Raw genomic sequence first — 22,630 nt, 5'->3', positions numbered from 1 at the left:
CTATAGAATGATCGAGTCAGGATCTGAGATTGCGAGCTATCGCGCGGCGTATCAGCCACATCAGGCCACTGATCGTAAAAGCGATTATGGTGAACAGCGTCCCTATCCAGAAGCCTTCAGGAAATGAACGGGTCAGGATTGCTTCACCGAAATTCAAAATTCCGCTCACGCTGCCGATGAAGATTCCGCCCAGCATGGGAAGGAAAAGCCCTGCCCGGGCGTCCTGCTTGAACTTGCGCCATGGTGGAGCCTTATCGTGCATTTCAGTCATCTCTGGGCATCACCGAAAAGCCCGCCAGCCCCGCCTGTTCGCCCAGGGCGTGGGACAGGGCGTCGACCTTCAGCGGCATGGGGCCGCGCGCCTTGACGTGGTGTTCGTGGATCTGGCCGTCGGGGCTGACGACGTGGCCGATGCGCGTGGGCTTGAGGCCGTTCTCGGCCAGAAGGGCGCGCAGGACCTTCTCGGCCGGCGCCGCGCCGCGCGTCCAGCGCAGGGTGACGTCCATCACGCCGACATGGGGCAGGCGCGCGTCGAGAAAGCGCAGGATGGCCAGCACCAGCAGGGTCGCGCCCGCCGCGATCAGCCCCAGCTTCCACAGCCCGACGCCGAACATCACCCCGATGGCCGAGGTGGTCCACAGCGACGCCGCCGTGGTCAGGCCGTGGACCGAGAAGCGCTCGCGGAAGATCACTCCGGCGCACAGGAAGCCGATGCCGGTCAGTATGCCGTGCGCCATCCGCGTCGGGTCGATCACCAGCCGCTGCTCGGGCAGGGCGACGAAGGCCCAGCTGGCCTGATGCATGGCCGCCAGCATCAGGACGCAGGAGGTCATGCAGACCAGGATGTGGGTGCGGAATCCCGCCGGATGGCCGTGATAGGTCCGCTCGATGCCGATCAGCCCGCCCGTGACCATGGCCGAAGCCACCGGCGCCATCAGGCTCAGCTCCTCGACGCCCCAATGCGTCACGCCCCAGTCGATCGCCATGGTCCAAACGCTCCCAACGACCGCTCAGGTTGGACCGCGCCGGGGCGCCCGGCAAGCCGTCAGTCGTCGCGCGGGTCCAGCACGTAGCCGCAGACGGAGGGCAGGGCGGCCAGCCGCGCCGCCAGGGTCTTCAGCGCCGCCTCGCCCTCGGCGCGGACGCGCCAGCTGCGGCGCACCACGGCGCCGTCGTCGATCAGTTCGAAACGATCATGCGCGGGCGCCGGATCGACGGCGCGCAGGGCGGCTTCGACCTCGACCTCGGGCGAGGGAGCGTCCCGGCGCCAGCGCACCTCGACGTCGGTCAGGGTGCGGTCGGGCAGGCGCGCGCTGACCAGTCTCAGCGCGACCAGGATCAGGCCGGTGATCACCGTCCCCGCCGTCCCCAGGGCGAACAGCCCCGCCCCGAACAGCAGGCCGATGGCCGAGGTGATCCACAGCGAGGCCGCCGTCGTCAGGCCGTGGATGGAGAAGCCGGTGCGGAAGATCACGCCGGCGCACAGGAAGCCGATCCCCGTCAACACCCCGTGGGCCATGCGGGTCGGGTCGGTGACGATGTTCTCGTCCGGCAGGGCGCGGAAGGCCCAGTCGGCCTGGGTCATGGCCGCCAACATCAGCAGGCAGGACGCCAGGCTGACCAGGATGTGGGTGCGGAATCCCGCCGGCCGTCCGCGCCACTCGCGCTCGAAGCCGATCATCCCCCCGGCGATCAGCGCCCCGGCGATGGGCAGGACGACGCCTTCAATCCAGGCGGCGTCAGCCATGTTTCTCGACGTAGCCTTCCGGGTCCTTGTTGACCGGCTTCACCCCGGTGATGTGGCGGGCCTGAAAGGCGGCGAAGCGCACGCCCAGGTCGTGCCGCGTCTGCAGATCGGCGTTCAGGCGGAAGTCGGTCAGCCCCTGCCGCTCCTCTTCGCCCATGTGCTTGGAGTTGATGACGTTGGCCTCGCCGATCGCATCGAACCAGGCCTTTTCGCCCGCCTTGTGCGCCGCCACCGCCTTGACCGCGTCGCGCAGCTTGTTGTGGTCTTCGATGGCGTCCTCGGTCTCGCCCTCGACCGTGCCGTTCTCGGCGTCGTTGGCGCCTTCGCCCAGCTTCAGCAGTTCGGGATAGAAATGCCGTTCCTCGGCTTCCGCGTGGGCGTCCAGAAAGGCCGACAACCGCCCCCAGACCGCTTCCAGCGCCTCGACGTCGCTCGCGTTGATCTCCTCGATCAGGGAGAAGAGCCTTCGCTGTTCGGCGTGGTCGTCCAGGATCAGTTGGGTGATGTCCATGAGCACGGGCTCCTTGCAGCAAGGCTTGATCTGCTAGAAGCTTCCGGACTCGGGTCCGGTTCCTGATCCCCCGACGCGCTCCCGCAGGGGAAGGGCGTCGAGGTCAGGATCATTGCGTGCGGATCAGCCCGCGAACTTGGCCGCGTCCTCGTCCGAGACGTTCTCGTTGGAATAGACCTGCTGCACGTCGTCCTCGGCGTCCAGCGCGTCGAGCAGCTTGAACAGGACGCCGACGGGGTCGCCGGTCAGGTCGATCTCCGACTGCGGCTTCCACACGATGGCGGTCGACTTGGGATCGCCCAGCACCTTGGACATGGCCTCGGCCACCTCGTTCAGGTCCTCGAAGGCGGTCCAGATGGTGTGGCCCGGCGCGTCTTCATAGATGTCGGGCTTGACCAGATCGCTCTCGACGTCCTGGGCGCCCGCCTCGATCGCGGCCTCCATGACGGCGTCCTCGGTGCCCGCCTCGGCCGGGTAGTCGATCTTGCCGACCCGGTCCCACATGAAGGTGACCGAGCCGCTTTCGCCCAGGGCGCCGCCGTTCTTGGCGAAGGCCGAGCGCACGCCCGAAGCGGCGCGGTTGCGGTTGTCGGTCAGGACCTCGACGATGATCTGGACGCCGCCGGGGCCGCGGCCCTCATAGCGGATCTCCTCCATCGCATCGACTTCGCCGCCGGAGGCCTTCTTGATGGCGCGCTCGATGTTGTCCTTCGGCATCGATTCGGCCTTGGCGTTGTTCACCGCCAGACGCAGGCGCGGGTTCATCGCCGGGTCGGGCATCCCCGACTTGGCCGCCACGGTGATTTCCCGTGACAGGCGCGAAAAGAGCTTGGAGCGGACCGCGTCGGCGCGGCCCTTGCGGTGCATGATGTTCTTGAATTTGGAATGGCCGGCCATGGAGTCGCTCGCCCGAAGTCAAATATGCTGGAGGGCGCCCTTTACTGGATGCCGCTTCCTCTGTCACGAGAGGGGGAACCGCCCGAACGCGCCGGGGATTATGCGCAGGCAAGAATTGGAGACGCCGATGGCCGCCGCCGACGACACCTATCTGGACGACGCTTATGACGAGGGCATCGACCACGCCCACGCCGGCGAGATCGTCCAGTGGTACGCCAAGCGGCCTGTCACGGTGTCGACCGCGGCGGCCACGGGCTCGCTGGTCGGCGCGTTTGCGCTGGGCGTGCTGACCACCATCGGCGCCCTGGCGGTGCTGCGCCTCTACGATCGGGACTAGGCCGTTATCGGTTCGGATTGAACAACCCGTCCGCCTGACCGAAGAGGCGAGGGAGAACCGCGACTCTTTCGCAAAAAAGGCTTCACCTGCCCGGCGAAGCCGGTCATTCTTCCTGTCCGAGTAAGGAGACCGCCCTTGGCGCATCCCCGCAGGATGGAGCGAATGATCGCCGTGCTCGGCGTGGCGGTCCTCGTGTTGGGCGGGTTCAGCCTCTACGCCCTGACCCAGGGCGCGCGCTTCGGACCGCGCCAGGCGACGGCGGCCGAACGCGCCCTGACCCAGGTGCGCGAGCAGATGGGGCCCCTGGCCGAGGTGCGGCATGTCGAGGCGGGACGCGGCCGCGCGGCCTGCGGCTATGCGGGGTTGAAGGGCAGCAAGGAGGCCGTGGCCTTCGTCTCGCGCCCCAATCGCATCCTGATGAGCCATGACCCTCTGAAGGGCGAGTTCGCGACGCTCAAATCGCGTTATTGTCCGGGCTTCGACGCCCCCGCGCCCGCCGCCGTCTCCGGCAAGAGCTGAATCATGACCGACCAACCCAGCGCCGGCCGCTTCGACGGCCGCGATCACCTGTTGCCCGTGAGGGTCTATTACGAGGACACGGACTTCACCGGCCTCGTCTATCACGCCAACTATGTCCGCTACTTCGAGCGGGGACGATCGGACTTCCTGCGCCTGGCCGGCGTCGGACACGTCGACCTGCTGGAGCAGGACGAGCCGCTGGCTTTCGTGGTGTCGGACCTGGCGATCAAATACCTGAAGCCCGCGCGGATCGACGACGCCCTGGTGGTGCGCACCCGCTATGAGGCGATCAAGGGGCCGCGCCTGATCATCCGCCAGACGGTCGAGCGCGGCGGCGAGGTGCTGTGCCGGGCCGACGTCACGGCCGTCTGCATCCATCTGGACGGGCGTCCGCGCCGCCCGACGAGGCGGCTGGTCGAACTGGTGACGCCCTGGCTGTCCGGCGAAGTCTCGCAATAACGAGGTTGTCAGCCTCAAGGCTGATGACGCGGGCCGCGACGCCCGTTAGACCCGCCGCCATGAAACCGCCACGACCGCCCGGTGCAACTGGCGGAATAAACGGACTCTTCGCCAAGGACCACGCATGACTCCGCCCGTCGACGCCTCCCTGCTGAATCCCATCGAGCTGTTCATGACCGCCGACTGGGTGGTCAAGACGGTGATGATCGGCCTGGCCGCGGCCTCGGTCTGGTCCTGGACCATCATCATCGACAAGGCCGTGCGCTTCTCGCGCATGAACGCCCGCGCGACCGAGTTCGAAAAGCAGGTCGAGAGCGGCCGCTCCCTGGAGGAGGTCGCCGCCCAGGCCGGGCCACAGCCCGCCGACCCCCTGCCGCGCATGCTGGTCCTGACCCTGCAGGACTGGCGCGAGGCCCGCGCGCGCGGCGCGATGACGGATACGCAAGGCTCCATGCTGATCGCCCGTATCGACCGCGCCCTGGATTCGGTCATCGCCCGTGAGAGCCAGAAGATCGAGAACGGCCTGGGCGTGCTGTCGGTGGTCGCCACCGCCTCGCCCTTCATCGGTCTGTTCGGCACGGTCTGGGGCATCATGAACGCCTTCGACAGCATCGCGGCGGCGGGCAACACCAATCTGACCACCGTGGCCCCGGCCATCGCCGAAGCCCTGTTCGCCACGGCCATCGGTCTGGCGGCGGCCATCCCGGCCTATATCGCCTTCAACGCCTTTTCGGTGTCGGCGGGCAAGTTCACTGGGCGTCTGGAGGCCTTCGCCGACGACCTGCAGGCCGCCATCGCGCGACGCCTGGGCGCGCCGGCGACCCCGCCGCCGCCGCCGCCGCCGTCTTCCGATCTGAACCTGCGCCGGGGCGCCTGATCCATGGCCATGGGTGGTGCAGGAGGCTCCAGCGGCGGTCGCGGTCGTCGCCGCGCGCGCAAGCGGCCGCTGAGCGAGATCAACGTCACGCCGCTGGTGGACGTCATGCTGGTGCTGCTGATCATCTTCATGATCTCGGCGCCGCTGCTGACGGTCGGGGTGCCGGTCGAGCTGCCCAAGACCGAGGCCAGCGCGGTCGAGACGACCGACAAGCCGGTCACGGTCTCGATCGACCAGAACGGCGCCATCTTCATCGGCGAGAGCGAGGTCCGCTGGGAGCAGCTGGCCCTGCGCGTGGCCGAAGAGGGCGGCGAGAACGCGCGCGACAAGGCCATCTTCATCCGCGCAGACGGCCGCGCCCCCTATCAGGCCGTGGCGCGCGTGATGGCGCGCCTGTCCGCCTCGGGCTTCACCAAGCTGAACCTGATCACCGACACCGCCGCCGACGAGCCGACGGAGGGCTGACGGACCTTGCGCCGCCCCAGTCCCGCCATCCTCGGCTCCATCGCCCTGCACGCGGGGGTGGTGGCGCTCGCCTTCGTGTCGTGGTCGTCGAAGGACGAGATGAAGCCGCTGGTGAATTCGGTGCCGGTCTCGATCGTCTCCGACGTCGAGATCGCCGCCGCTCCGGCCGACAATCCGCAGGAAGAGCCTTCGCTGGAAGACGGCGAGACGGCCCCGGTCGAGACCCCGCCCGAGCCGACTCCGCCCGAGCCGGAACCCACGCCGCCGACGCCCCAGCCGCAACCGCGCCCGACGCCGCGACCGACCCCCGCGCCGCCGGAGAAGAAGGCGCCGACGCCGCGTCCCACGCCTGCGCCGCCCGAGAAAAAGGCGCCGGCGCCCCGGCCGACGCCGACCCCGCCTGAAAAGAAGGCGCCCGCCCGTCCGGCGCCGGGGCTGGACCTCGACGCCCTGGCCGGCCCGCCGCGCCCGACCCAGAACCGCGGCCGACCGGCGACGGGGCAGCAGGGGACGGGACAGGCGTCCCAGGCCACCGGGCCGCAGATCACGGCGATCTTCAATCAGGTCTATGATAACTGGAACGTGTTCATCGTCTGCAGCATGCCTGGTGGGAATGAGCTGCGCATTCAGATGGATGTCACGCTGTCGGCGGACGGGCGCATCACCCGCGGCCCGACCTTGGTGAATCCCCAGTCCAGCGCCGTATATCGCGCTGCAGCGGATGAAGCGACGCGCGCTCTGCGCCAGACCGCGCCCTTCGATGTTCCGGCGGGCTTCCCCGGCGGCGCCTATCGCCCGACCTTCAACACCGAACGCGCCTGCGCCAATCGGTAGGGTTTTGAACGCCGTCATCCTCCGGCAAGCCGCGAAGCGGCGCTGACCGGGGGACCCAGCGGCGCCCGTCAGGGCGAAAGAGCCCTACGCGGCGCCCGCCGTGAAGATCGCCTTCGGCGCCGCTGGGTCCCCCGGTCTCGCTCCGCTCGCCGGAGGATGACGGAATGAGGCGGGCGGGACGTCGTCAAAGTCTGAAAGTCGCCCCATTCCGGGGCAAGCTTGTTTTTCGCAATCTGGTTTTTGTCATACGGTCTGGCGATAAGGACCGACGAGCCGTCCAACTTCAGGGAGCCCCCTATGCGTCTGCACCTTCTCCTCGCCTCGGCCGCCGCGGTCCTCATGGCGGGCCCGGCGACGGCCCAGACGCAACCTGCCGCCGCGCCGCAGCAGTCGGGTCCGGTCGAGGTCGAGATCGACCAGGGCGTGCTGCGCCCGCTTCAGATCGCGGTCGTGCCCTTCACCGGCCAGAACGGGTCGCAGATCTCGGGCGTCATCAGCGGCAACCTCAAGCGCTCGGGCTTCTTCGATCCGCTGAACCCGGCCAGCTTCATCGAGACCGGCCTGACCCTGGCCAATGCGCCGAACTTCCCGCAGTGGACCTCCATCGGCGCCCAGGCGGTGCTTTACGGCGGGGTGACGCCGCGCGCGGACGGGCGGATCGACGTGGGCTTCCGCCTGTACGATCCCTATCGCCAGTGCCAGCTGGTCTCCTATCAGTTCACCGCCACCTCCGAGCAGTGGCGCCGCATCGCCCACAAGATTTCGGATGTCGTCTATCAGCGCCTGACCGGCGAGGCGGGCTTCTTCGATTCGCGCGTCCTGTTCGTCTCTGAAAGCGGCACTCAGCTGAACAAGCTGTCGCGCCTGACCATCGTCGACCAGGACGGCTACAACCCCGTCTTCCTGACCCAGGGCGACGAGGTGATCATGTCGCCGCGCTTCTCGGCCTCGAATCCCGATGAAGTGACCTATGTGGCGCTGGGCAAGGACTACAGCCGCATCTACCTCTACAATCTGTCGACCGGCCGCCGCGAAAGCCTGGGCGAGTTCGACGGCCAGGTGCTGGCGCCGCGCTTCTCGAACGACGGGTCCAAGATGGCCTTCTCGATCATCCGGGGCGGCAACACCGACGTCTATGTTATGAACCTGCGCAGCCGTCAGTTGTCGCGTCTGACGACCGACCCCGGCATCGACACCTCGCCCTCGTTCAGCCCCGACGGCAATCAGATCGTCTTCACCTCGGACCGTTCGGGTTCGGCGCGCCTCTACACCATGCGGGCCGACGGCTCGGGCCAGCGCCCGATCAGCCGCGGCGGCGGCCTCTACACCGCTCCGGCCTGGAGCCCGCGCGGCGACCTGATCGCCTTCACCAAGCAGCAGGGCGGCCGCTTCCACATCGGCGTGATGAAGTCCGACGGCACGGGCGAGCGCATCCTGTCGTCCTCCTATTTCGAGGAAGGCCCGTCCTGGGCGCCGAACGGCCGCTACATCGCCTTTGCGCGTCAGAGCCCCGGCGGCGACACGCGGCTGTGGACGGTGGACCTGTCGGGCCGCGTCGTGTCTCAGGCGGGCTATGACGGACGCGGTTCGGACCCCGCCTGGTCGGGTCTGCTGGACGCCCCGCCGGTCAATCTGGGCATCGGCCAGGGGCCGGATTCCTGCCCGGCGTAACGCGGTTACGTTTTCGTGACATCGACCAGCGGAGCCGTTTGCGTAAACTGTGCGTTATCGCTGCTGGCGCGGGCCTTCGCGACGGGCTAGCAGGCCGTGTAAGGCCAAGCTTCAGGCCGCTGTTCTCGGACCCCAATCAAGGAGACGACCTTATGAAGACCTCCCATATGTTCAGGCTCGCCGCCGTGGGCGCGGCCGTGGCGGCGATGGCCGCCTGCGCTCCCAAGCCCAAGGTCGAACCGGCCGTGCCGGTCGAGCCGGCGCCGCCTGCCGGCCCGCAGTACCCAACCGCCCCGACCGGCCCCGTCAGCGGCGGCAACGTCGGCGCCCCGGCGCCTGGCTCGGAGCAGGACTTCGTCGTCAACGTCGGCGACCGCGTCTATTTCGACCTCGACTCCTATTCGGTCCGCACCGAGGCCCAGCCGCGTCTGGACGCCCAGGCCGCCTGGCTGGCCCGCTATCCGCAGGTCACGGTCCGCATCGAAGGCAACGCCGACGAACGCGGCACGCGCGAATACAACCTGGCCCTGGGCGCTCGCCGCGCCGAGGCCGTGCGCTCCTATCTGATCAGCCGCGGCGTGCCCGCCGCCCGCATCGACACCATCAGCTTCGGCAAGGAACGTCCGATCGCGGAAGGTTCGAACGAGTCGGCCTGGGCCCAGAACCGCAACGCCCACACCGCCATCGTGTCGGGCGCGCCGCGCTAAGCCGTACGGCGAAAAAGCGACGGATGGAGGCGTCGGCGCAAGCCGGCGCCTCTTTTCTTTGCGCCCTGCCGCCGTCAAAGTCCGCCGCGAATCCGGGAGGGACGGCATGGATCTGGAAGCGGCAGGCGGAGCGGTGACGGCGGGCATCATCGCCGGGGCGATCGAGAAACCGGGCGGCCGTGCAGGCGAGCCTCACGGCGCCTGCGCCGACTGCGGGGCCGAGGTCACGGGCAATTTCTGCTCCAACTGCGGCCAGGCGGCCCATGTCCACCGCACCTTGCTGCATCTGGGCGAAGAGCTGCTGCACGGGGTCATGCATTTCGATGGACGGCTGTGGCGCACCCTGCCGCTGCTGATCACGAATCCGGGGCGGCTGACGCGTGAATGGGTGCAGGGCAGGCGGACCCGCTACGTCTCCCCGTTGGCGATGTTCCTGTTCACCCTCTTCGTCATGTTCTTCGCCCTCAGCTTCATGCCGCATCAGGCGGTGACCCTGCCGTCCCTGCCGCAGCAGATCGAGGCGCAGAAGACGGCGATCGCCGAGGCGGAGCAGGTGGTCGCCGCCGCCCGACAGGAGGTCGCCGCGACAGAGGCCGCCGTCAGCCCTGCCGATGGTTCGCCCCCGTCGGTGGACAGCGGCGCCCGCGCGGGCGTCGCGGCCGGCGTCCTGGCCGGGGCCGAGGCGGCTCTGATCGGTGAGAAGGCCAAGCTGGAGCGTCTGCAGAAGGATGCGATCGAGGGCCGCAAGGACGGCCTGACGTCCGGCAGCTGGCAGGCGCAGGTGGCGGACGTCGCCGCCAGTCTCGGCACGGACGGCCAGACCAACGGCCTGACGAAGACGGTCGCCAAGAAGCTGAAAAACCCCGACTTGGCGCTCTACAAGCTGCAACAGACCATCTACAAATTCGCCTTCCTGCTGGTGCCGCTGTCGATCCCGTTTGTGGCCCTGATGTTCCTGTGGAAGCGGGGCTTCACCCTGTACGATCACGGGGTCTTCGTCCTCTATTCCCTGACCTTCATGTCGCTGCTGCTGATGGCGGTGGTGCTGGTCGCCACGACGCTGAAGGGCGCGGGCGCGGCGGCGGGGACGATCGCGGTCATGATCGTGCCGGCGCACATGTTCGCCCAGCTGAAGGGCGCCTACAGCCTGAAGGTCTTTTCGACCCTGTGGCGGACGATCGCCTTGCTGATCTTCTGCGAGATCGCGGCGACGCTGTTCATCGTCTCCATCATCTATCTGGGCCTCGGACATTGATCGGGGCCTTGCCGTCGCCGCAAATCGATGGGACGACAGGACCATGCTGAAGACGCCATTCCGCCTCACCAAACCCGCCGTCCTGACGGCGATCGGCCTGACCCTGATCGGGGGCGCGGTCATCGCCCAGGTCCAGCCGATGGAGCCGGTCCAGTGGGACAAGCGCCGACTGGACCAACTGGACCGCAATGTTCGTCGCCTGGAGCGCGCCCTGACCCAGCGCAACGCCGCCGGTCAGCCCGTTCTGGTCGAGCCGGATCCCGAGGTCGTCGCCCTGCAGGGGCAGGTCTCCATCATGGAGCGCCGCCTGGGCGACGTGGAGCAGACCTTCCAGCGCATGAACGCCGACACTGAACGCCTGACCTTCCAGCTGGACGAGGCGACGCGCGAGAATACGCAGCTCAGCCGCCGCCTGCGCGATCTTGAAGGCCGCGTCGAGCGCGCCGAAAAGGCCGCCGAGGAAGCCGCCGAACTGAACGGGCCGATCGTCGCCAACTCGCCCACCGGCGATGCGGCGCAGGATCTTCAGGCGGCCATGCGCCTGGCCGGCGAGGACGCCGCGCGCGGCGGGCGCGCGCTGGAGACCGTCATCGTCACCTGGCCGAACACGCCCCAGGCGCGCGAGGCCAACAGCCGTCTGGGCGATCTGCACGTCGCCGCGCGCGACAACGCTTCGGCGGTCCAGGCCTACGCCGCCGCCCTGAACGGCTGGCCGCGCACGCCCTGGGCGCCCGAGACGACGCTGAAGCTGGCCGAGGCCCTGCGCGCCACCGACCGCGCGACCCAGGCCTGCGGCGCCCTGACCGAGTTCGGCCGCCGCTACGCCGAGGCGGCCACGGCGGCGCAGAAGACCCGCGCGACCCAGCTGCGGACGCGCGCCAGCTGCAACTGATGAGCGACCTGGCCGGCCGGGTTTTCACCCGGCTGGACGCACGCCTGAACCACGCCGGACCCGAGCCGATCGCCCTGGCCCTGTCGGGCGGAGGCGACTCCCTGGCCCTGCTGGACCTCTCTGCCGAATGGGCCAAGGCGAGGGGGCGGCGCCTGCTGGCCCTGACGGTCGATCACAATCTCAACCCTGACAGCGCGGACTGGACCCGTTTCGCCGCCGCGGCCGCGCGCGCGGCGGGCGCTGACTGGCGGGGGCTTGTGTGGGAGGGCGCGCGCGGCGGGCCGGGCGTCCCGGCGCGGGCGCGAGCGGCGCGCCACGCCCTGCTGGCCGAGGCGGCGAGGGAGGCGGGCGCGCGCGTCATCCTGACCGGTCACACCGCCGATGATGTCGCCGAGGGCGACTGGATGCGGGCGGACGGCGCCACGCTGGGCCGTGTGCGCGACTGGTCGCCGTCGCCGGCCTGGCCCGAGGGGCGCGGACAGATGCTGCTGCGCCCGGTGCTGGAGGAGCGGCGCGAGGCGCTGCGGGACCATCTGCGCGCGCGCGGCCTGATATGGCTGGAAGATCCCGCCAACGCCGACCTGCGTTTCGGACGAGGCAGGGCGCGCGCGGCGCTGGCGCAGGGTGAAAGCCCTGTCGAGCGCTCGGCGTCGGCGGCCGATGCGGGCGCGGCGTATGACCCGGGCGATCAGGCTTGGGCCGGGGTTCTGCTTCTGTCGCGCGACCTGTCGGCATCGACGCTGGCCGCCGTGTTACTGTGCGCGGGCGGCGGCGCGACGCCCCCGAGAGGCGACCGGCTGACGGCGCTTCGGGCGCGGCTGGCGTCCGGAGCGGATTTCACCGCCGTCCTGTGCGGCGCTCGCGTCGAGGCGTCAGGAGCGCGCGTTCAGGCGATGCGCGAACCGGGTGAGTGGAAGCGCCGTCCGCCTGCCTCTCTGGCCCTGACGCCGGGGTGGCCGGCCGTCTGGGACGGGCGTTTCGAGATCAAGACTGAACAGCCGGGTCTGCGTGTCGCAGCGGCGGCTGGACGGCTGGCGCAGTTGTCGGAGCGGGACCGCGCGGCTCTGGCGCCGCTTCCGCCCGCCGCGCGGGCCGCCGCGCCTGTGCTCATCGAGGGCGAAGGACGCCCTGTCCTGGCCTGGCGTGCGGCGGATGTCCGGGCGCTGGGCGGGCGTCGTTTGGCGCTCGCCCTGGCGGGTTTCGGGGGCGAAACGACGCAGGAAGACGGACTCTTTCAAACCCTTCATGGCGAAACGCCGCCGTCTGACCTATTTTCAGACGAAGACTGCTGATCGACGGGCCGAGCGCGGCCCCGTCGAGGAACCGAGGACCGAATGAACCTGCGCAATTTCGCCATCTGGGGCGTCATCCTTCTGGGACTGGTGACGGTCTACGCCGCGATCAGCCAGAACGGCGGCGCGCCCGCCATGCCCGGCGCCAAGGGCGCGGCGGCCGCCGGCCGTCCCGAGCCCATCACCTATTCCCAGTTGATGACCGCCGTGGAGCGTCAGGAGATCAAGTCGATCGTCGCGCGCGGCGAGACGATCACCGGCGTCTTCAAGAACGACAGCAAATTCACCGCCGTGACGCCGGTGCCGAACGCCGAGCTGGTCGAGCAGATCCGCAAGTCCGGCGTCGAGGTCGAAACCAAGAGCACCCGTCAGCCGTGGTGGTCGGGTCTGCTGGGCCTGTTGCTGCCGGTGGCGCTGATCATCGGCTTCTGGCTGTTCATCATGAACCGGATGCAGGGCGGGGCGAAGGGCGCCATGGGCTTCGGCAAGTCCAAGGCCAAGCTGCTGACCGAGCACAAGGGCCGCAAGACTTTCGACGACGTCGCCGGCGTGGATGAGGCCAAGGACGAGTTGCAGGAGGTCGTCGACTTCCTGAAGGACCCGGCCAAGTTCCAGCGTCTGGGCGGCAAGATCCCCAAGGGCGCCCTGCTGGTCGGCCCTCCAGGTACGGGCAAGACCCTGCTGGCGCGCGCGGTGGCGGGCGAGGCGGGCGTGCCCTTCTTCTCGATCTCGGGCTCGGACTTCGTCGAGATGTTCGTCGGCGTCGGCGCCAGCCGTGTCCGCGACATGTTCGAGCAAGCGAAGAAAAATGCGCCGTGCATCATCTTCATCGATGAAATCGACGCCGTCGGTCGTCACCGTGGCGCGGGCCTGGGCGGCGGCAACGACGAGCGCGAGCAGACGCTGAACCAACTGCTGGTCGAGATGGACGGCTTCGAGGCGTCGGAGAACATCATCCTGATCGCCGCGACCAACCGTCCCGACGTGCTGGACCCGGCCCTGCTGCGTCCCGGCCGCTTCGACCGTCAGGTCGTGGTGCCGAACCCCGACGTCTCGGGCCGCGAGCGCATCCTGCGCGTTCACATGAAGGACGTGCCGCTGGCCGCTGATGTGAATGTGAAGACTCTGGCGCGCGGCACGCCGGGCTTCTCGGGCGCGGACCTGGCCAACCTGGTCAACGAGGCGGCTCTGATGGCGGCGCGCAAGGACCGTCGCATGGTCACGCACCGCGACTTCGAGGACGCCAAGGACAAGGTCATGATGGGCTCCGAACGGAAGTCCATGGCCATGAACGAGGAAGAGCGCCGCCTGACCGCCTATCACGAGGCCGGTCACGCCATCGTCGCCATCAACGTCAAGATGGCCGACCCGGTGCACAAGGCGACCATCGTCCCGCGCGGCCGGGCTCTGGGCATGGTGATGCAACTGCCGGAAGGCGACCGCTATTCGATGAAGTTCCAGCAGATGATCGACCGCATCGCCATCATGGCGGGCGGCCGCGTCGCCGAGGAGCTGATCTTCGGGCCCGAGAGCATCACTTCGGGCGCCAGCTCGGACATCGAACAGGCGACCAAGCTGGCGCGGGCCATGGTCACGCGCTGGGGCTTCTCCGAGAAGCTGGGCACGGTGGCCTATGGCGAGAACCAGGAGGAGGTCTTCCTGGGCCACTCGGTGTCGCGCAGCCAGAACGTCTCGGAAGAGACGGCCCGCATCATCGACGAAGAGGTCCGCCGTATCGTCACCGAGGGTTGGGAAGAGGCGCGCCGCATTCTGACCGAGAAGGCGGGCGACCACGAGAAGCTGTCCCAGGCCCTGCTGGAGTACGAGACCCTGTCGGGCGACGAGATCAAGGACCTGCTGGAGAACGGCCAGCCGCCCAGGCGCGACGACGACAACGACACGGTCGTCGGCCCGTCCCTGTCGGTTCCGGCCACGCCGGAAGACGAACCGGCGGCGGAGCCTCAGGCCGCCGCCCAGCCCGCGCCGAGCGCCTGAGGGCGATCGGGACGACGGATATGAAAAGGGGCGCGCCCGCCGGGCGCGCCCCTTCTTTTTTGTCTTGATGCGATGAGGCTCAGTTCGTCGCTTCGGGCTCCTCGAGCTTGACCAGGGTCAGCTTGCGCACGGCGCCGGAGGTGTCCGGCCAGGCGATCGACTGGCCTTCCTTCAGGCCGATCAGGCCGGCGCCGACAAAGGACAGGATGGAGACGCGGCCCGCGTCGATGTCGGCATCCTTGGGCAGGACCAGCTGCACGCGGCGCACCTCGGGGCTGTGGTCGTCGGAGTAGTGCAGCCAGCGGTTCAGGGTGACGACGTTCTTGGGCATGGCCTTGGGCTCGCACACCTTGGCGCGGTCGAGCTCCTGTTGCAGCAGGCCGGCGGGGCCCGTGCCGGGCAGGTCGCCGACCAGGCGGTCCAGGGCGTCGAAGTCGTCGCTGCGAAGCGTGATGGCGGGCAGGGCGCCCTTGCGAGGGGTGGTCATGAAGAAAACTTTCTGGAAATTCGGGCGACGTCAGGCGGCTGAGGGGCCGTCATCGTCGGGATGTTCTGGATCGGTCGTTTCGTGATCGGCGGGCGAAGCGGGCGACGCGGCGGGCGCGATCGGCCTTCGAAACGGGATGATGTCGGCGCCGCGCGGCGCTTCGCCGGTGCGGCTCTCGTCCGTGGTGTCTGGGCGGCGTGTCATGGCGCAAATCTTCGCGAACGGCCCCAGGCCGGCGCGGTCCTGCAGAATGAAGAGGTGGAAGTAGAGACTTTAAGCAACTGGGTCCCGTAGCGGGCGCCCGGCGCAGGGCGCACGGCGGGACCGCTACGGGTTAAAGGCCTTCGACGCGGCGTCCCGCGTGGGTGAGGCGTCGAGCCTGGCTGACGAAGCGTTCCATTGCCGTTAGAGGCTGGACCCAGGCGCGGTGAAAGTCAAACCGCGCTCTTCGGAGCTGCTGTCGCATGACCCATCAATCCCTCGTGAAGCCCCCGCTCGTCATGGGGATCGTCAACGTCACGCCGGACAGCTTTTCCGACGGGGGGCGGCACGCCACTCATGAGGCCGCCCTGGCCTACGCCCTGAGGCTGATCGATCAGGGCGCCGACGTGCTGGACGTGGGCGGCGAAAGCACGCGTCCGGGCTCGGATCCGGTCGGCGAGGCCGAGGAGATCGCCCGCGTCGTCCCGCTGATCGCGGCCCTTCGCGCACGTTGGGGCGGGGCGATCAGCATCGACACCATGAAGCCCGCCGTGGCCCGCGTCGCCGTCGCCGCCGGCGCGACGATATGGAACGACGTGACCGCGCTTCGCCACGCGCCCGACAGTCCGGCGACCGCCGCCCAACTGGGCTGCGAGGTGGTGCTGATGCATATGAAGGGGGCGCCCAAGACGATGCAGGACGACCCGCACTATGACGACGTCGTGGCCGAGGTCGCCGGGTTTCTGGCGGAACGCGCTGAGGCGGCCCTGGCGGCGGGGGTCGCGCGCGAGAAGATATGGCTGGACCCCGGCGTCGGCTTCGCCAAGACGACGGCGCATAATCTGGCGCTGACGGCGCGTCTGGACACCCTGGTCGATCAGGGCTTTCCGGTGCTCTACGCCGCCAGCCGCAAACGCCTCATCCAGGGGGTGGATGAAACGGCGACGGAGGCGACCGACCGCCTGGGCGGTTCACTGGCCCTGGCGCTGGAAGGGGCGCGAGGCGGCGCCCGAATGGTGCGGGTTCACGACGTGCGCGAGACGGTTCAGGCGTTGAAAATTCAGGCGGCGGTCGCGGCGGCGGCCCGGCCCTAGCGTTTCCAGTCCGGCGACACCTGATCGGGGAAGCGGTCGACGATGAAGGCCGGTTCGATCGCCCGCTCCAGCCACAGCTTGGCGCCGGCCAGCACCAGGGTGAACCCCTCCATGGCGTCCAGAGCCGCCGCCACGCCTTCATCCGTCGCGGCGAAGCCCCGGTTGAAGATCTCGACCCAGGTCGTCCGGTCGCGCGCCTGGAAACGCCATTCGACCTCGGTCGGCTGATCGTCCAGATTCCAGTCGATGAGGATGCGGCTGTTGACCTGGACGTCCTTGACGGCGACGCGGGTGGACACGCCGTACATCCCCCAGGTCCACGTCGCCCTGGCGCCGGGCGACAGACGTCGGTCGCCGTGAGTGAACCAGAACCACGAGGTCACGGCGGGCTCGGTAAAGGCCTGATAGACCTCATCGACCGGGCGGCGGATCAGCATTCCGGTGCGGACTTCAGGGGCGCGCATTCGATCCCGACCTCTTCAGCGACTGAGGCGGCAACGCACGCCGTCTCCAATTTGTTTCTCGAGACGAGCGCCGAGCAGCAGGCGAGGGCTCTTGTCTGGAGGCGCGCCATCCGCCATTCAGCCGCCATGTCTTGGCTTCTGTCTCTCAATCCCTGGCTGGTTCTCGTCGTGGCGGGGCTGTTCGAAGTGGGCTGGGCGTCCGGCGTGAAATACGTCGGGGTGCAGCGTCCGCTGATCTCCCTGGGGGTGGCCTTGGCGCTGGCCGCCAGCATGATCGGCCTGTGGGCGGCGACGCAGCGCCTGCCGGTCGGCACGGCCTACGCCGTCTGGACCGGCATCGGCGCCGTGGGCGCGGCGGTGATCGGGGTCGCTGTCTACGGCGAGCCGGCGACGGCGGTGCGGGCGGTCTGCATCCTGCTGATCGTCGCGGGCATCGTCGGGCTGAAGCTGTTTTCCGGCGTGACGGCATGAGCCGGGCCCAATCCCCTCAAGCCGTCTCCGGCCGCGCCGGAGAGAAGAAGGGCGCCAATCCCCCTCAAGTCGTCTCCGGCCGGGCCGGAGACGATAGGGAAACCAAGAAAGGCCGGGTGCTGATCCTGGCCGGCTCCGACTCCGGGGGCGGGGCGGGGATTCAGGCCGACATCAAGGCCGTGACCATGCTGGGCGGGTTCGCCGCCACGGCCATCACCGCCGTCACCGTTCAGAACACCCTGGGCGTTCACGGCGTCCATCCCCTGCCGCTCGACGTCATCGAGGCCCAGGCCAGGGCCGTGCTGGACGACATCGGCGCCGACGCCCTGAAGACCGGCATGTTGGGCTCGGTCGAGGTGGTCGAGACCGTCGCGGGTCTGATCGACTATGCGGCGGGCGTTCCGGCGGTGGTCGATCCGGTGATGATCGCCAAGGGCGGCTCGCCCCTGCTGGCCGAAACGGCGGTGGAGGCGGTGCGTCGCCTTATGGTTCCCCGCGCCTTTCTGCTGACCCCCAATGCGCCCGAGGCCGAGGCCCTGACCGGACTGGCGGTCGCCGATCTGGCCGGCCAGCGTCGGGCGGGCGAGGCGCTGCTGAAGATGGGCGCGCGCGCCGTCCTGATGAAGGGCGGCCATGTGCCGGGCCCGACGGTCGTCGACCTGCTGCTGACCGCTGACGGCGAGACGGTGCTGGAGAGCGAGCGGGTCGAGACGCGCCACACCCACGGCACCGGCTGCACCCTGGCCAGCGCCTGTGCGGCGGGGATCGCCAAGGGGCTGCCCCTGCCGGTCGCGGTCGCGGAAGGCTGGGCCTATGTGGCCGAGGCCATCCGTCGCGCGCCGGGCCTGGGCCAGGGTCACGGCCCGCTGGACCATGCCTGGCCGGTGCGGGGCCGCTAGCGCCCCCTCTCCCGGCGGGAGAGGGCTTGAGCGCACGAGAGCGAAGCGATCGTTCTTTGCGCGAAAGGGTGAGGGGCTTGTCCTGTCAGTCGGCGTCAGCCGTCGCACAACGGCCCTTGGCCCACTTCACCCGCGAACTCTCACCCTTTCGCCTATGCCAATCGCCTTCGGCTCTTGGAGGCTCAAGCCCTCTCCCATCGGGAGAAGGGCGATCCGTCCTTGGCGCACTCGCGGAATCGCCCTCACAGGACGGCATGACCCTGGAAACTCGCCTGACTGAGATCGTCCGCGCCGACGCGGGCCTGATGCATGTGCTGACCGTGATGCGGGACCTGAACCTGCCTGACTGGCGGCTGTTCTCTGGAGCCGTCTATCAGGCGGTGTGGAACGTCCAGACGGGCCGCCCGATCGGCTATGGGATCAAGGACTACGACATCGGCTATTTTGACGCCGACACCTCCTGGGACGCCGAGGACGTCGTCATCAAGCGCGTCGCCGCCGCCTTCGCGCCGCCGGTGCGCGATCAGGTCGAGGTGCGCAACCAGGCGCGGGTCCACCTGTGGTTCGAGGGCAAGTTCGGCGAACCCTATACGCCTCTGACCTGCACCGACGACGCTCCGGCCCGCTTCGTCGCCCCGGCCTTCGCCGTCGGAGTGCGGCTGGAGGCTGACGACGCGATCAGCGTGATCGCGCCCTTCGGGCTGGAGGACGTGTTCGACATGGTCATTCGCCCCAATCCCACGCGCGGCCTGGCCAGGGGCTGGGAGCGCGTGATCGCCAACGCCCGCGGCCGCTGGCCGGAGATCACGGTCGTGGAGCCTCAGGCGATGGCGTAGCGCGCCGTGATCCCGTCCGACTGGAAGTCATGCTGCGCCAGTCGGTCCAGAGAGGCGAGGACGCGTGCGGCGAAGGCGTCGGGATCGCCCTCCTCGATGGCGGGCCGCAGCCAGTCGGTCACGACGGCGCGAGCCGGATAGGTTCCCACCGGGCCGGGGACGCTGAGCGCCACCTCAATGCCTTCGGCGATCCAGCCCGCCACGGCGGCGAAGAAGTCGATCCCGACCAGGAAGTCCGAGCGGCGCAGGACATAGAGGGTGATGACGCCGTCCTCGACCCCGTCGGGCCGCACGATCACGCCGCTGCGGTCCGGCCGCCAGTCGTCCGACAGCTCCACCGCGCGCCACAGGCAGAACCAGATGCGACAGGTCTGGGGGCGGATCTGATGCACCGAACAACCCGCGCCGTCGACGCAGTAGGCGCACAGTTCGCCCGTCGGCTTGGCCAGTTCCGGCAGGTCGAGCGGGATCACGCGGCAGCATTCGACGCAGCCGCCGCAGGTCCGATCGGGAAGAAGGGGCAGGGACATGGCCGGGGTCTAGCGCATCGCGGCCGGGAAGCGGAGAGGGGACGGCGTCGCGCGTCCGGGGCGGCGCACAAAACCGCGCCGGCGGCCGTCTGGGCGCTTGCTCATCGAATGTCACCATGCAAAATGATGAACTACATAATGGAATGATGTTCGGAACGAACGCAGTCGGGAAACGCCTCAGTGAAACACGCCCTCGCCTTTTCCTTGTTAGCCTTGGCCGTTGCGGCGGCTCCCGGCGCCGACGGCGCGCACGCCGAAGTTCTTCGGATGAATACGCCGGCGCTCGGACTGACCTTCGACCGCATCGGCGCCCTGCCGGACGACGAGCGCCCGGCGTGGCAGGCCTATCTGGAGCGGTCGCAGGCCCAGATGAAGGCGGACCGTGCGGCCCTGGCCGCCGAGCTGCCGGCCGGCGCGACGCCGCCGCCGCCGCCGTTGGCCATCCGCGGCAACAGCTCTCACATGCCGCTGGATCGGCCGGCTGAATGGTACGCCGGGGCCGAAGCCCGCGCCGTCGCCGACGCGGTCGTCAGTTTCCAGACCCCGGCGGGCGGCTGGAGCAAGAACCAGGACCGCAGCATCGTCCGACTGCCGGGGCAGCGTTTCTCTAACGACGCCGAAACCATGGAGCAGAATCCGGCCAATTTCGACGCTCCGGCGGACCGCTTCTGGACCTTCGTCGGCACGCTGGACAATGACTCCACCTGGACCGAGATGCGCTATCTGGCCAAGGTCGCGGCCAAGGCGCCCGGCCCCGAGGGCGACGCCTGGCGCGCCAGCGTGATCCGGGGCGTCCATTATCTGTTGAACGCCCAGTATCCGAACGGCGGCTGGCCGCAGAACTGGCCGCTGGAAGGCGGCTTCCACGATTCCATCACTTTCAACGACAACGCCGTGGCCAATGCGGCCATGGTGTTGCGCGACGTGGCCCAGGGCACGGAAGGCTTCGACTTCGTCCCCGCCAACCTGGAGGCGCGCGCCGCCGAGGCGGTGAAGAAGGCCATCGACGTCACCCTGGCCGCCCAGGTTCGAAAGGGCGATCAGCTTCAGGGTTGGCCGCAACAGGTCGAACCGATGCGCCTGGTGCCCACCAGCGCCCGCAACTACGAACCCCGCTCGATCGCCAGCGGCGAGACGACCGACGTGCTCGAGTTCCTGATGGCAGAGCCGAACCCGTCGCCGGAGGTCAAGACGGCGATCCGCGGGGCTGTGGCCTGGCTGGAGTCGGTGCGCGTCTATGACAAGTCGTTCGAGATGACCGACGACGGCCGCAAGCTGATCGACAAGCCCGGCGCGGGACCGATCTGGTCGCGCAACTATGACCTGGTCACGGGGCAGCCCATCTTCGGCGACAAGGACCAGACGATCCACGACGACGTCAACGGCATCTCGATCGGTCGCCGCAACGGCTATTCCTGGTGGATCGGTTCGCCTCAGCGGGCGCTGGACGCCTATGCGGCCTGGTCTGCGGCCAATCCCTGATCCGGGCCGGACATGAGCATAGTCCCCTCCGAACGCTCGTCGTTCGGAGGGGATGTTGCATCAGGCGCGCGCGGCCTGGCTGCGGGTCGAGGGCAGGCGCAGATAGGCCTCGAGCGAATCGTCGAACGCCTTCATCCACGGCACATGGTGACGCGCCGCCAGGGTGCCGGTCAGGACCGACCGATAGCATTTGTCGCGATAGCCCATGATGTCGGCCTTCTTGTCCTTCTTCCACTGCAGGAAAATCCGGTTGATGTTGTCGACATCAAGATCCGGATAGTCGGTCTGGGCGATCAGGCGCTTGATGTAGTCGCCCTGATATTCAAAGGCCTGCTCATCCGTGCGGATCTCAACTTCCTTTTCGCGCCAGAGGTCGTTGGCGGCCTCCATGTCGGCGCGCGAGGGCAACTGGATGCGCTCCATGATGATGTCGCGCGTCAGCCAGGCCTGGGCGTCGAACATGTTTAAGCTGTACCAGAGGTCCTGCATCCCCAGGTAGAACAGCTTGGGATTGGGCGTGAAGACCACCCCTTCGTACAGGTTCAGCGGCCACAGGCGGTTGCTGGTCTTCAGCCGCAGCGCATCCGGCAGGAAGGGGAAGTGGTGCTTGTAGCCGGTGCACAGGATGATGGCGTCGACATCGCGGTGCGTGCCGTCGCTGAAGTGGGCGGTCTTGCCGTCTACGCGCGTCAGGCAGGGCTTTTCCTCCCAGCCCTTGGGCCAGTCATAGCCCATCGGCTGGCTGCGATAGCTGGTGGTGACCGACTTCGCGCCGTACTTGTAGCACTGTGAGCCGATGTCCTCGGCCGAATAGCTGGAGCCGATCAGCAGGACATCCTTGCCCTTGAACTCGGCCGCGTCGCGGAAGTCGTGGGCGTGCAGGATACGACCGGGGAACAGATCGAAGCCCGGATAGGACGGGGCGTTCGGCGTTGAGAAGTGGCCGGTGGCGACGATCACATGGTCGAACGTCTGCGAGGTGCGGCGACCGGCGGAATAGTCCTGGGCCGTCACGGTGAACTGGCCCGACGCCTGGTCGAAGGCCACGTCCTTCACCGCCGTGTTGAAGCGGATGTACCGGCGGATGTTCGCCTTCTTCACGCGGCCCTGGATGTAGTCCCACAGGACTTCGCGCGGGGGATAGGAGGAGATCGTCTTCTTGAAATGCTCGTCGAAGGTGTAGTCGGCGAACTCAAGGCATTCCTTGGGGCCGTTCGACCACAGATAACGGTACATGCTGCCGTGAACGGGCTCGCCGTTCTCATCGATGCCGGTGCGCCAGCTGTAGTTCCACATGCCGCCCCAGTCCTTCTGCTTCTCGTAGCAGACGATTTCGGGGATGTCCGCGCCCTTGTCCTGGGCGGATTGGAAGGCGCGCAACAGGGCCAGGCCGGACGGGCCGGCGCCGATGACGGCGATACGTTTTTGCTTGGGCATATTCACCTTGGTCTGATGGGGGAGAAGTCCCGGGCGCAGGGCGGCGCGGCGGCCGAAAAACCCATGGGACTGCAGGAGGGCCGAACCACCGGAACGGGTAATGATTGAGCTGTAATTCGGTGATCGGCGATGGTGATGAAAATCATTTCAATACATTAGAGTTCATGCGCACGAGGCGTCATGATTGATCGTTCCGCTTTGTCGAAAATTGACAATGATCAAGCAAGCTGCGATCTAAAAGCTATCTCAAGGATAGTCGCCGCAGAGGCTG

At 68.3% G+C, this 22,630-nt stretch carries 27 protein-coding genes; 17 read left to right on the top strand and 10 right to left on the bottom strand.

What is annotated here, in order from left to right:
* Positions 1-16: 16 nt before the first annotated feature.
* From V8J38_RS14870 to V8J38_RS14850, 5 genes are all read right to left on the bottom strand, one after another.
* Entirely contained in the window at positions 17-262 is a 246-nt protein-coding gene (locus V8J38_RS14870) for a hypothetical protein (protein WP_291777302.1), read from the bottom strand.
* A gap of 1 nt (position 263) precedes the next feature.
* The gene (locus V8J38_RS14865) at positions 264-986 is read right to left on the bottom strand and encodes an MgtC/SapB family protein (protein WP_291777307.1); all 723 of its coding nucleotides are present in this window, start codon (positions 984-986) and stop codon (positions 264-266) included.
* Between the two features lie 59 nt (positions 987-1,045).
* Complete coding sequence (locus V8J38_RS14860; RefSeq protein ID WP_338576761.1) at positions 1,046-1,747, bottom strand: MgtC/SapB family protein; 702 nt, start codon at positions 1,745-1,747, stop codon at positions 1,046-1,048.
* On the bottom strand, positions 1,740-2,258 hold the full coding sequence (locus V8J38_RS14855; RefSeq protein WP_338576758.1) for a hemerythrin domain-containing protein: 519 nt from the start codon (positions 2,256-2,258) through the stop codon (positions 1,740-1,742). The genes V8J38_RS14860 and V8J38_RS14855 overlap by 8 nt, the downstream gene beginning before the upstream one ends.
* A gap of 123 nt (positions 2,259-2,381) precedes the next feature.
* Positions 2,382-3,155: a YebC/PmpR family DNA-binding transcriptional regulator gene (locus tag V8J38_RS14850; RefSeq protein ID WP_291777318.1), complete on the bottom strand. Its 774-nt coding sequence runs from the start codon at positions 3,153-3,155 to the stop codon at positions 2,382-2,384.
* Between the two features lie 127 nt (positions 3,156-3,282).
* On the opposite strand from V8J38_RS14850, the gene V8J38_RS14845 reads away from it, so the two are divergent.
* The 12 genes from V8J38_RS14845 (at position 3,283) to ftsH (ending at position 14,458) form a co-directional block, all read left to right on the top strand.
* On the top strand, positions 3,283-3,492 hold the full coding sequence (locus tag V8J38_RS14845) for a hypothetical protein (RefSeq protein ID WP_291777321.1): 210 nt from the start codon (positions 3,283-3,285) through the stop codon (positions 3,490-3,492).
* A 162-nt stretch (positions 3,493-3,654) separates the two neighbouring features.
* A complete protein-coding gene (locus V8J38_RS14840) occupies positions 3,655-4,011 on the top strand; it encodes a hypothetical protein (protein ID WP_338576754.1) in 357 nt (118 codons plus the stop codon).
* Positions 4,012-4,014: 3 nt separating this feature from the next.
* The gene (gene ybgC / locus V8J38_RS14835; RefSeq protein ID WP_338576751.1) at positions 4,015-4,470 is read left to right on the top strand and encodes a tol-pal system-associated acyl-CoA thioesterase; all 456 of its coding nucleotides are present in this window, start codon (positions 4,015-4,017) and stop codon (positions 4,468-4,470) included.
* Between the two features lie 124 nt (positions 4,471-4,594).
* Positions 4,595-5,347 carry a protein TolQ gene (gene tolQ, locus V8J38_RS14830; RefSeq protein ID WP_291777331.1) on the top strand — a complete coding sequence of 251 codons (753 nt, stop codon included), beginning with the start codon at positions 4,595-4,597 and terminating at the stop codon, positions 5,345-5,347.
* A gap of 3 nt (positions 5,348-5,350) precedes the next feature.
* Entirely contained in the window at positions 5,351-5,812 is a 462-nt protein-coding gene (locus V8J38_RS14825; RefSeq protein ID WP_291777333.1) for an ExbD/TolR family protein, read from the top strand.
* A gap of 6 nt (positions 5,813-5,818) precedes the next feature.
* On the top strand, positions 5,819-6,646 hold the full coding sequence (locus tag V8J38_RS14820) for a hypothetical protein (RefSeq protein ID WP_338576747.1): 828 nt from the start codon (positions 5,819-5,821) through the stop codon (positions 6,644-6,646).
* Between the two features lie 297 nt (positions 6,647-6,943).
* Positions 6,944-8,317, top strand: a complete 1,374-nt coding sequence (gene tolB / locus V8J38_RS14815; RefSeq protein WP_291777339.1) for a Tol-Pal system beta propeller repeat protein TolB — start codon at positions 6,944-6,946, stop codon at positions 8,315-8,317.
* Between the two features lie 152 nt (positions 8,318-8,469).
* Complete coding sequence (gene pal, locus V8J38_RS14810; RefSeq protein ID WP_291777342.1) at positions 8,470-9,024, top strand: peptidoglycan-associated lipoprotein Pal; 555 nt, start codon at positions 8,470-8,472, stop codon at positions 9,022-9,024.
* A 106-nt stretch (positions 9,025-9,130) separates the two neighbouring features.
* Positions 9,131-10,279, top strand: a complete 1,149-nt coding sequence (locus V8J38_RS14805) for a DUF3667 domain-containing protein (protein ID WP_338576743.1) — start codon at positions 9,131-9,133, stop codon at positions 10,277-10,279.
* A 43-nt stretch (positions 10,280-10,322) separates the two neighbouring features.
* A complete protein-coding gene (locus tag V8J38_RS14800) occupies positions 10,323-11,171 on the top strand; it encodes a tol-pal system protein (RefSeq protein WP_338576740.1) in 849 nt (282 codons plus the stop codon).
* Positions 11,171-12,463, top strand: coding sequence for a tRNA lysidine(34) synthetase TilS (tilS, locus tag V8J38_RS14795; RefSeq protein ID WP_338576737.1), 1,293 nt, complete (start codon positions 11,171-11,173; stop codon positions 12,461-12,463). Before V8J38_RS14800 ends, tilS begins: the two co-directional genes overlap by 1 nt.
* Positions 12,464-12,505: 42 nt before the next feature.
* Positions 12,506-14,458, top strand: coding sequence for an ATP-dependent zinc metalloprotease FtsH (gene ftsH, locus V8J38_RS14790; RefSeq protein ID WP_312220300.1), 1,953 nt, complete (start codon positions 12,506-12,508; stop codon positions 14,456-14,458).
* Positions 14,459-14,537: 79 nt separating this feature from the next.
* Here the strand turns inward: ftsH and rnk are convergent, their stop codons facing one another.
* Positions 14,538-14,945, bottom strand: a complete 408-nt coding sequence (gene rnk / locus V8J38_RS14785; RefSeq protein ID WP_291777357.1) for a nucleoside diphosphate kinase regulator — start codon at positions 14,943-14,945, stop codon at positions 14,538-14,540.
* Between the two features lie 30 nt (positions 14,946-14,975).
* Positions 14,976-15,149 (bottom strand): hypothetical protein, encoded by a 174-nt coding sequence (locus tag V8J38_RS14780; protein WP_338576733.1) that lies wholly within the window; start codon positions 15,147-15,149, stop codon positions 14,976-14,978.
* A gap of 260 nt (positions 15,150-15,409) precedes the next feature.
* Between V8J38_RS14780 and folP the strand changes: the two genes are divergently transcribed.
* Positions 15,410-16,240 (top strand): dihydropteroate synthase, encoded by an 831-nt coding sequence (folP, locus tag V8J38_RS14775; protein WP_338576731.1) that lies wholly within the window; start codon positions 15,410-15,412, stop codon positions 16,238-16,240.
* On the opposite strand, the gene V8J38_RS14770 is transcribed toward folP, so the two are convergent.
* On the bottom strand, positions 16,237-16,704 hold the full coding sequence (locus tag V8J38_RS14770; protein WP_291777362.1) for an SRPBCC domain-containing protein: 468 nt from the start codon (positions 16,702-16,704) through the stop codon (positions 16,237-16,239). The genes folP and V8J38_RS14770 overlap by 4 nt on opposite strands.
* A gap of 126 nt (positions 16,705-16,830) precedes the next feature.
* On the opposite strand from V8J38_RS14770, the gene V8J38_RS14765 reads away from it, so the two are divergent.
* The 3 genes from V8J38_RS14765 to V8J38_RS14755 all read left to right on the top strand — a co-directional run bounded on the left by V8J38_RS14765 (position 16,831) and on the right by V8J38_RS14755 (position 18,910).
* Positions 16,831-17,175 (top strand): DMT family transporter, encoded by a 345-nt coding sequence (locus V8J38_RS14765; protein ID WP_291777365.1) that lies wholly within the window; start codon positions 16,831-16,833, stop codon positions 17,173-17,175.
* Positions 17,172-18,074, top strand: coding sequence for a bifunctional hydroxymethylpyrimidine kinase/phosphomethylpyrimidine kinase (gene thiD, locus V8J38_RS14760; RefSeq protein ID WP_338576727.1), 903 nt, complete (start codon positions 17,172-17,174; stop codon positions 18,072-18,074). Before V8J38_RS14765 ends, thiD begins: the two co-directional genes overlap by 4 nt.
* 254 nt (positions 18,075-18,328) lie before the next feature.
* Complete coding sequence (locus V8J38_RS14755; RefSeq protein WP_338576725.1) at positions 18,329-18,910, top strand: nucleotidyltransferase family protein; 582 nt, start codon at positions 18,329-18,331, stop codon at positions 18,908-18,910.
* Here V8J38_RS14755 and V8J38_RS14750 read toward each other — a convergent pair.
* Entirely contained in the window at positions 18,895-19,440 is a 546-nt protein-coding gene (locus V8J38_RS14750) for a hypothetical protein (protein WP_338576723.1), read from the bottom strand. The two genes, V8J38_RS14755 and V8J38_RS14750, sit on opposite strands and share 16 nt — an antisense overlap.
* Before the next feature lie 267 nt (positions 19,441-19,707).
* Here V8J38_RS14750 and pelA point away from each other — a divergent pair, with 267 nt between their 5' ends.
* Positions 19,708-20,922 carry a pectate lyase gene (gene pelA, locus V8J38_RS14745; RefSeq protein ID WP_338576720.1) on the top strand — a complete coding sequence of 405 codons (1,215 nt, stop codon included), beginning with the start codon at positions 19,708-19,710 and terminating at the stop codon, positions 20,920-20,922.
* Positions 20,923-20,982: 60 nt separating this feature from the next.
* Here pelA and V8J38_RS14740 read toward each other — a convergent pair whose 3' ends face one another.
* On the bottom strand, positions 20,983-22,359 hold the full coding sequence (locus tag V8J38_RS14740) for an NAD(P)/FAD-dependent oxidoreductase (protein WP_338576718.1): 1,377 nt from the start codon (positions 22,357-22,359) through the stop codon (positions 20,983-20,985).
* Positions 22,360-22,630 lie beyond the last annotated feature (271 nt).

This window comes from Brevundimonas olei, from assembly GCF_037055245.1.
GTDB lineage: Bacteria > Pseudomonadota > Alphaproteobacteria > Caulobacterales > Caulobacteraceae > Brevundimonas > Brevundimonas olei.
Note: the sequence above shows the minus strand (reverse complement) of the source record. Positions and strands in the feature narration are given on the sequence as shown.

Coding starts and splice junctions, on each gene's coding strand:
- V8J38_RS14860 (WP_338576761.1), bottom strand. CDS start 1,747: ATGGCTGACGCCGCCTGGATTGAAGGCGTCGTCCTGCCCATCGCCGGG.
- V8J38_RS14845 (WP_291777321.1), top strand. CDS start 3,283: ATGGCCGCCGCCGACGACACCTATCTGGACGACGCTTATGACGAGGGC.
- rnk (WP_291777357.1), bottom strand. CDS start 14,945: ATGACCACCCCTCGCAAGGGCGCCCTGCCCGCCATCACGCTTCGCAGC.
- V8J38_RS14770 (WP_291777362.1), bottom strand. CDS start 16,704: ATGCGCGCCCCTGAAGTCCGCACCGGAATGCTGATCCGCCGCCCGGTC.
- V8J38_RS14780 (WP_338576733.1), bottom strand. CDS start 15,149: ATGACACGCCGCCCAGACACCACGGACGAGAGCCGCACCGGCGAAGCG.
- V8J38_RS14805 (WP_338576743.1), top strand. CDS start 9,131: ATGGATCTGGAAGCGGCAGGCGGAGCGGTGACGGCGGGCATCATCGCC.
- pal (WP_291777342.1), top strand. CDS start 8,470: ATGAAGACCTCCCATATGTTCAGGCTCGCCGCCGTGGGCGCGGCCGTG.
- V8J38_RS14840 (WP_338576754.1), top strand. CDS start 3,655: ATGATCGCCGTGCTCGGCGTGGCGGTCCTCGTGTTGGGCGGGTTCAGC.
- folP (WP_338576731.1), top strand. CDS start 15,410: ATGACCCATCAATCCCTCGTGAAGCCCCCGCTCGTCATGGGGATCGTC.
- V8J38_RS14750 (WP_338576723.1), bottom strand. CDS start 19,440: ATGTCCCTGCCCCTTCTTCCCGATCGGACCTGCGGCGGCTGCGTCGAA.
- V8J38_RS14865 (WP_291777307.1), bottom strand. CDS start 986: ATGGCGATCGACTGGGGCGTGACGCATTGGGGCGTCGAGGAGCTGAGC.
- V8J38_RS14850 (WP_291777318.1), bottom strand. CDS start 3,155: ATGGCCGGCCATTCCAAATTCAAGAACATCATGCACCGCAAGGGCCGC.
- ybgC (WP_338576751.1), top strand. CDS start 4,015: ATGACCGACCAACCCAGCGCCGGCCGCTTCGACGGCCGCGATCACCTG.
- pelA (WP_338576720.1), top strand. CDS start 19,708: ATGAATACGCCGGCGCTCGGACTGACCTTCGACCGCATCGGCGCCCTG.
- V8J38_RS14855 (WP_338576758.1), bottom strand. CDS start 2,258: ATGGACATCACCCAACTGATCCTGGACGACCACGCCGAACAGCGAAGG.
- V8J38_RS14800 (WP_338576740.1), top strand. CDS start 10,323: ATGCTGAAGACGCCATTCCGCCTCACCAAACCCGCCGTCCTGACGGCG.
- thiD (WP_338576727.1), top strand. CDS start 17,172: ATGAGCCGGGCCCAATCCCCTCAAGCCGTCTCCGGCCGCGCCGGAGAG.
- V8J38_RS14755 (WP_338576725.1), top strand. CDS start 18,329: ATGACCCTGGAAACTCGCCTGACTGAGATCGTCCGCGCCGACGCGGGC.
- V8J38_RS14870 (WP_291777302.1), bottom strand. CDS start 262: ATGCACGATAAGGCTCCACCATGGCGCAAGTTCAAGCAGGACGCCCGG.
- tolB (WP_291777339.1), top strand. CDS start 6,944: ATGCGTCTGCACCTTCTCCTCGCCTCGGCCGCCGCGGTCCTCATGGCG.
- tolQ (WP_291777331.1), top strand. CDS start 4,595: ATGACTCCGCCCGTCGACGCCTCCCTGCTGAATCCCATCGAGCTGTTC.
- V8J38_RS14740 (WP_338576718.1), bottom strand. CDS start 22,359: ATGCCCAAGCAAAAACGTATCGCCGTCATCGGCGCCGGCCCGTCCGGC.
- V8J38_RS14765 (WP_291777365.1), top strand. CDS start 16,831: ATGTCTTGGCTTCTGTCTCTCAATCCCTGGCTGGTTCTCGTCGTGGCG.
- V8J38_RS14825 (WP_291777333.1), top strand. CDS start 5,351: ATGGCCATGGGTGGTGCAGGAGGCTCCAGCGGCGGTCGCGGTCGTCGC.
- tilS (WP_338576737.1), top strand. CDS start 11,171: ATGAGCGACCTGGCCGGCCGGGTTTTCACCCGGCTGGACGCACGCCTG.
- ftsH (WP_312220300.1), top strand. CDS start 12,506: ATGAACCTGCGCAATTTCGCCATCTGGGGCGTCATCCTTCTGGGACTG.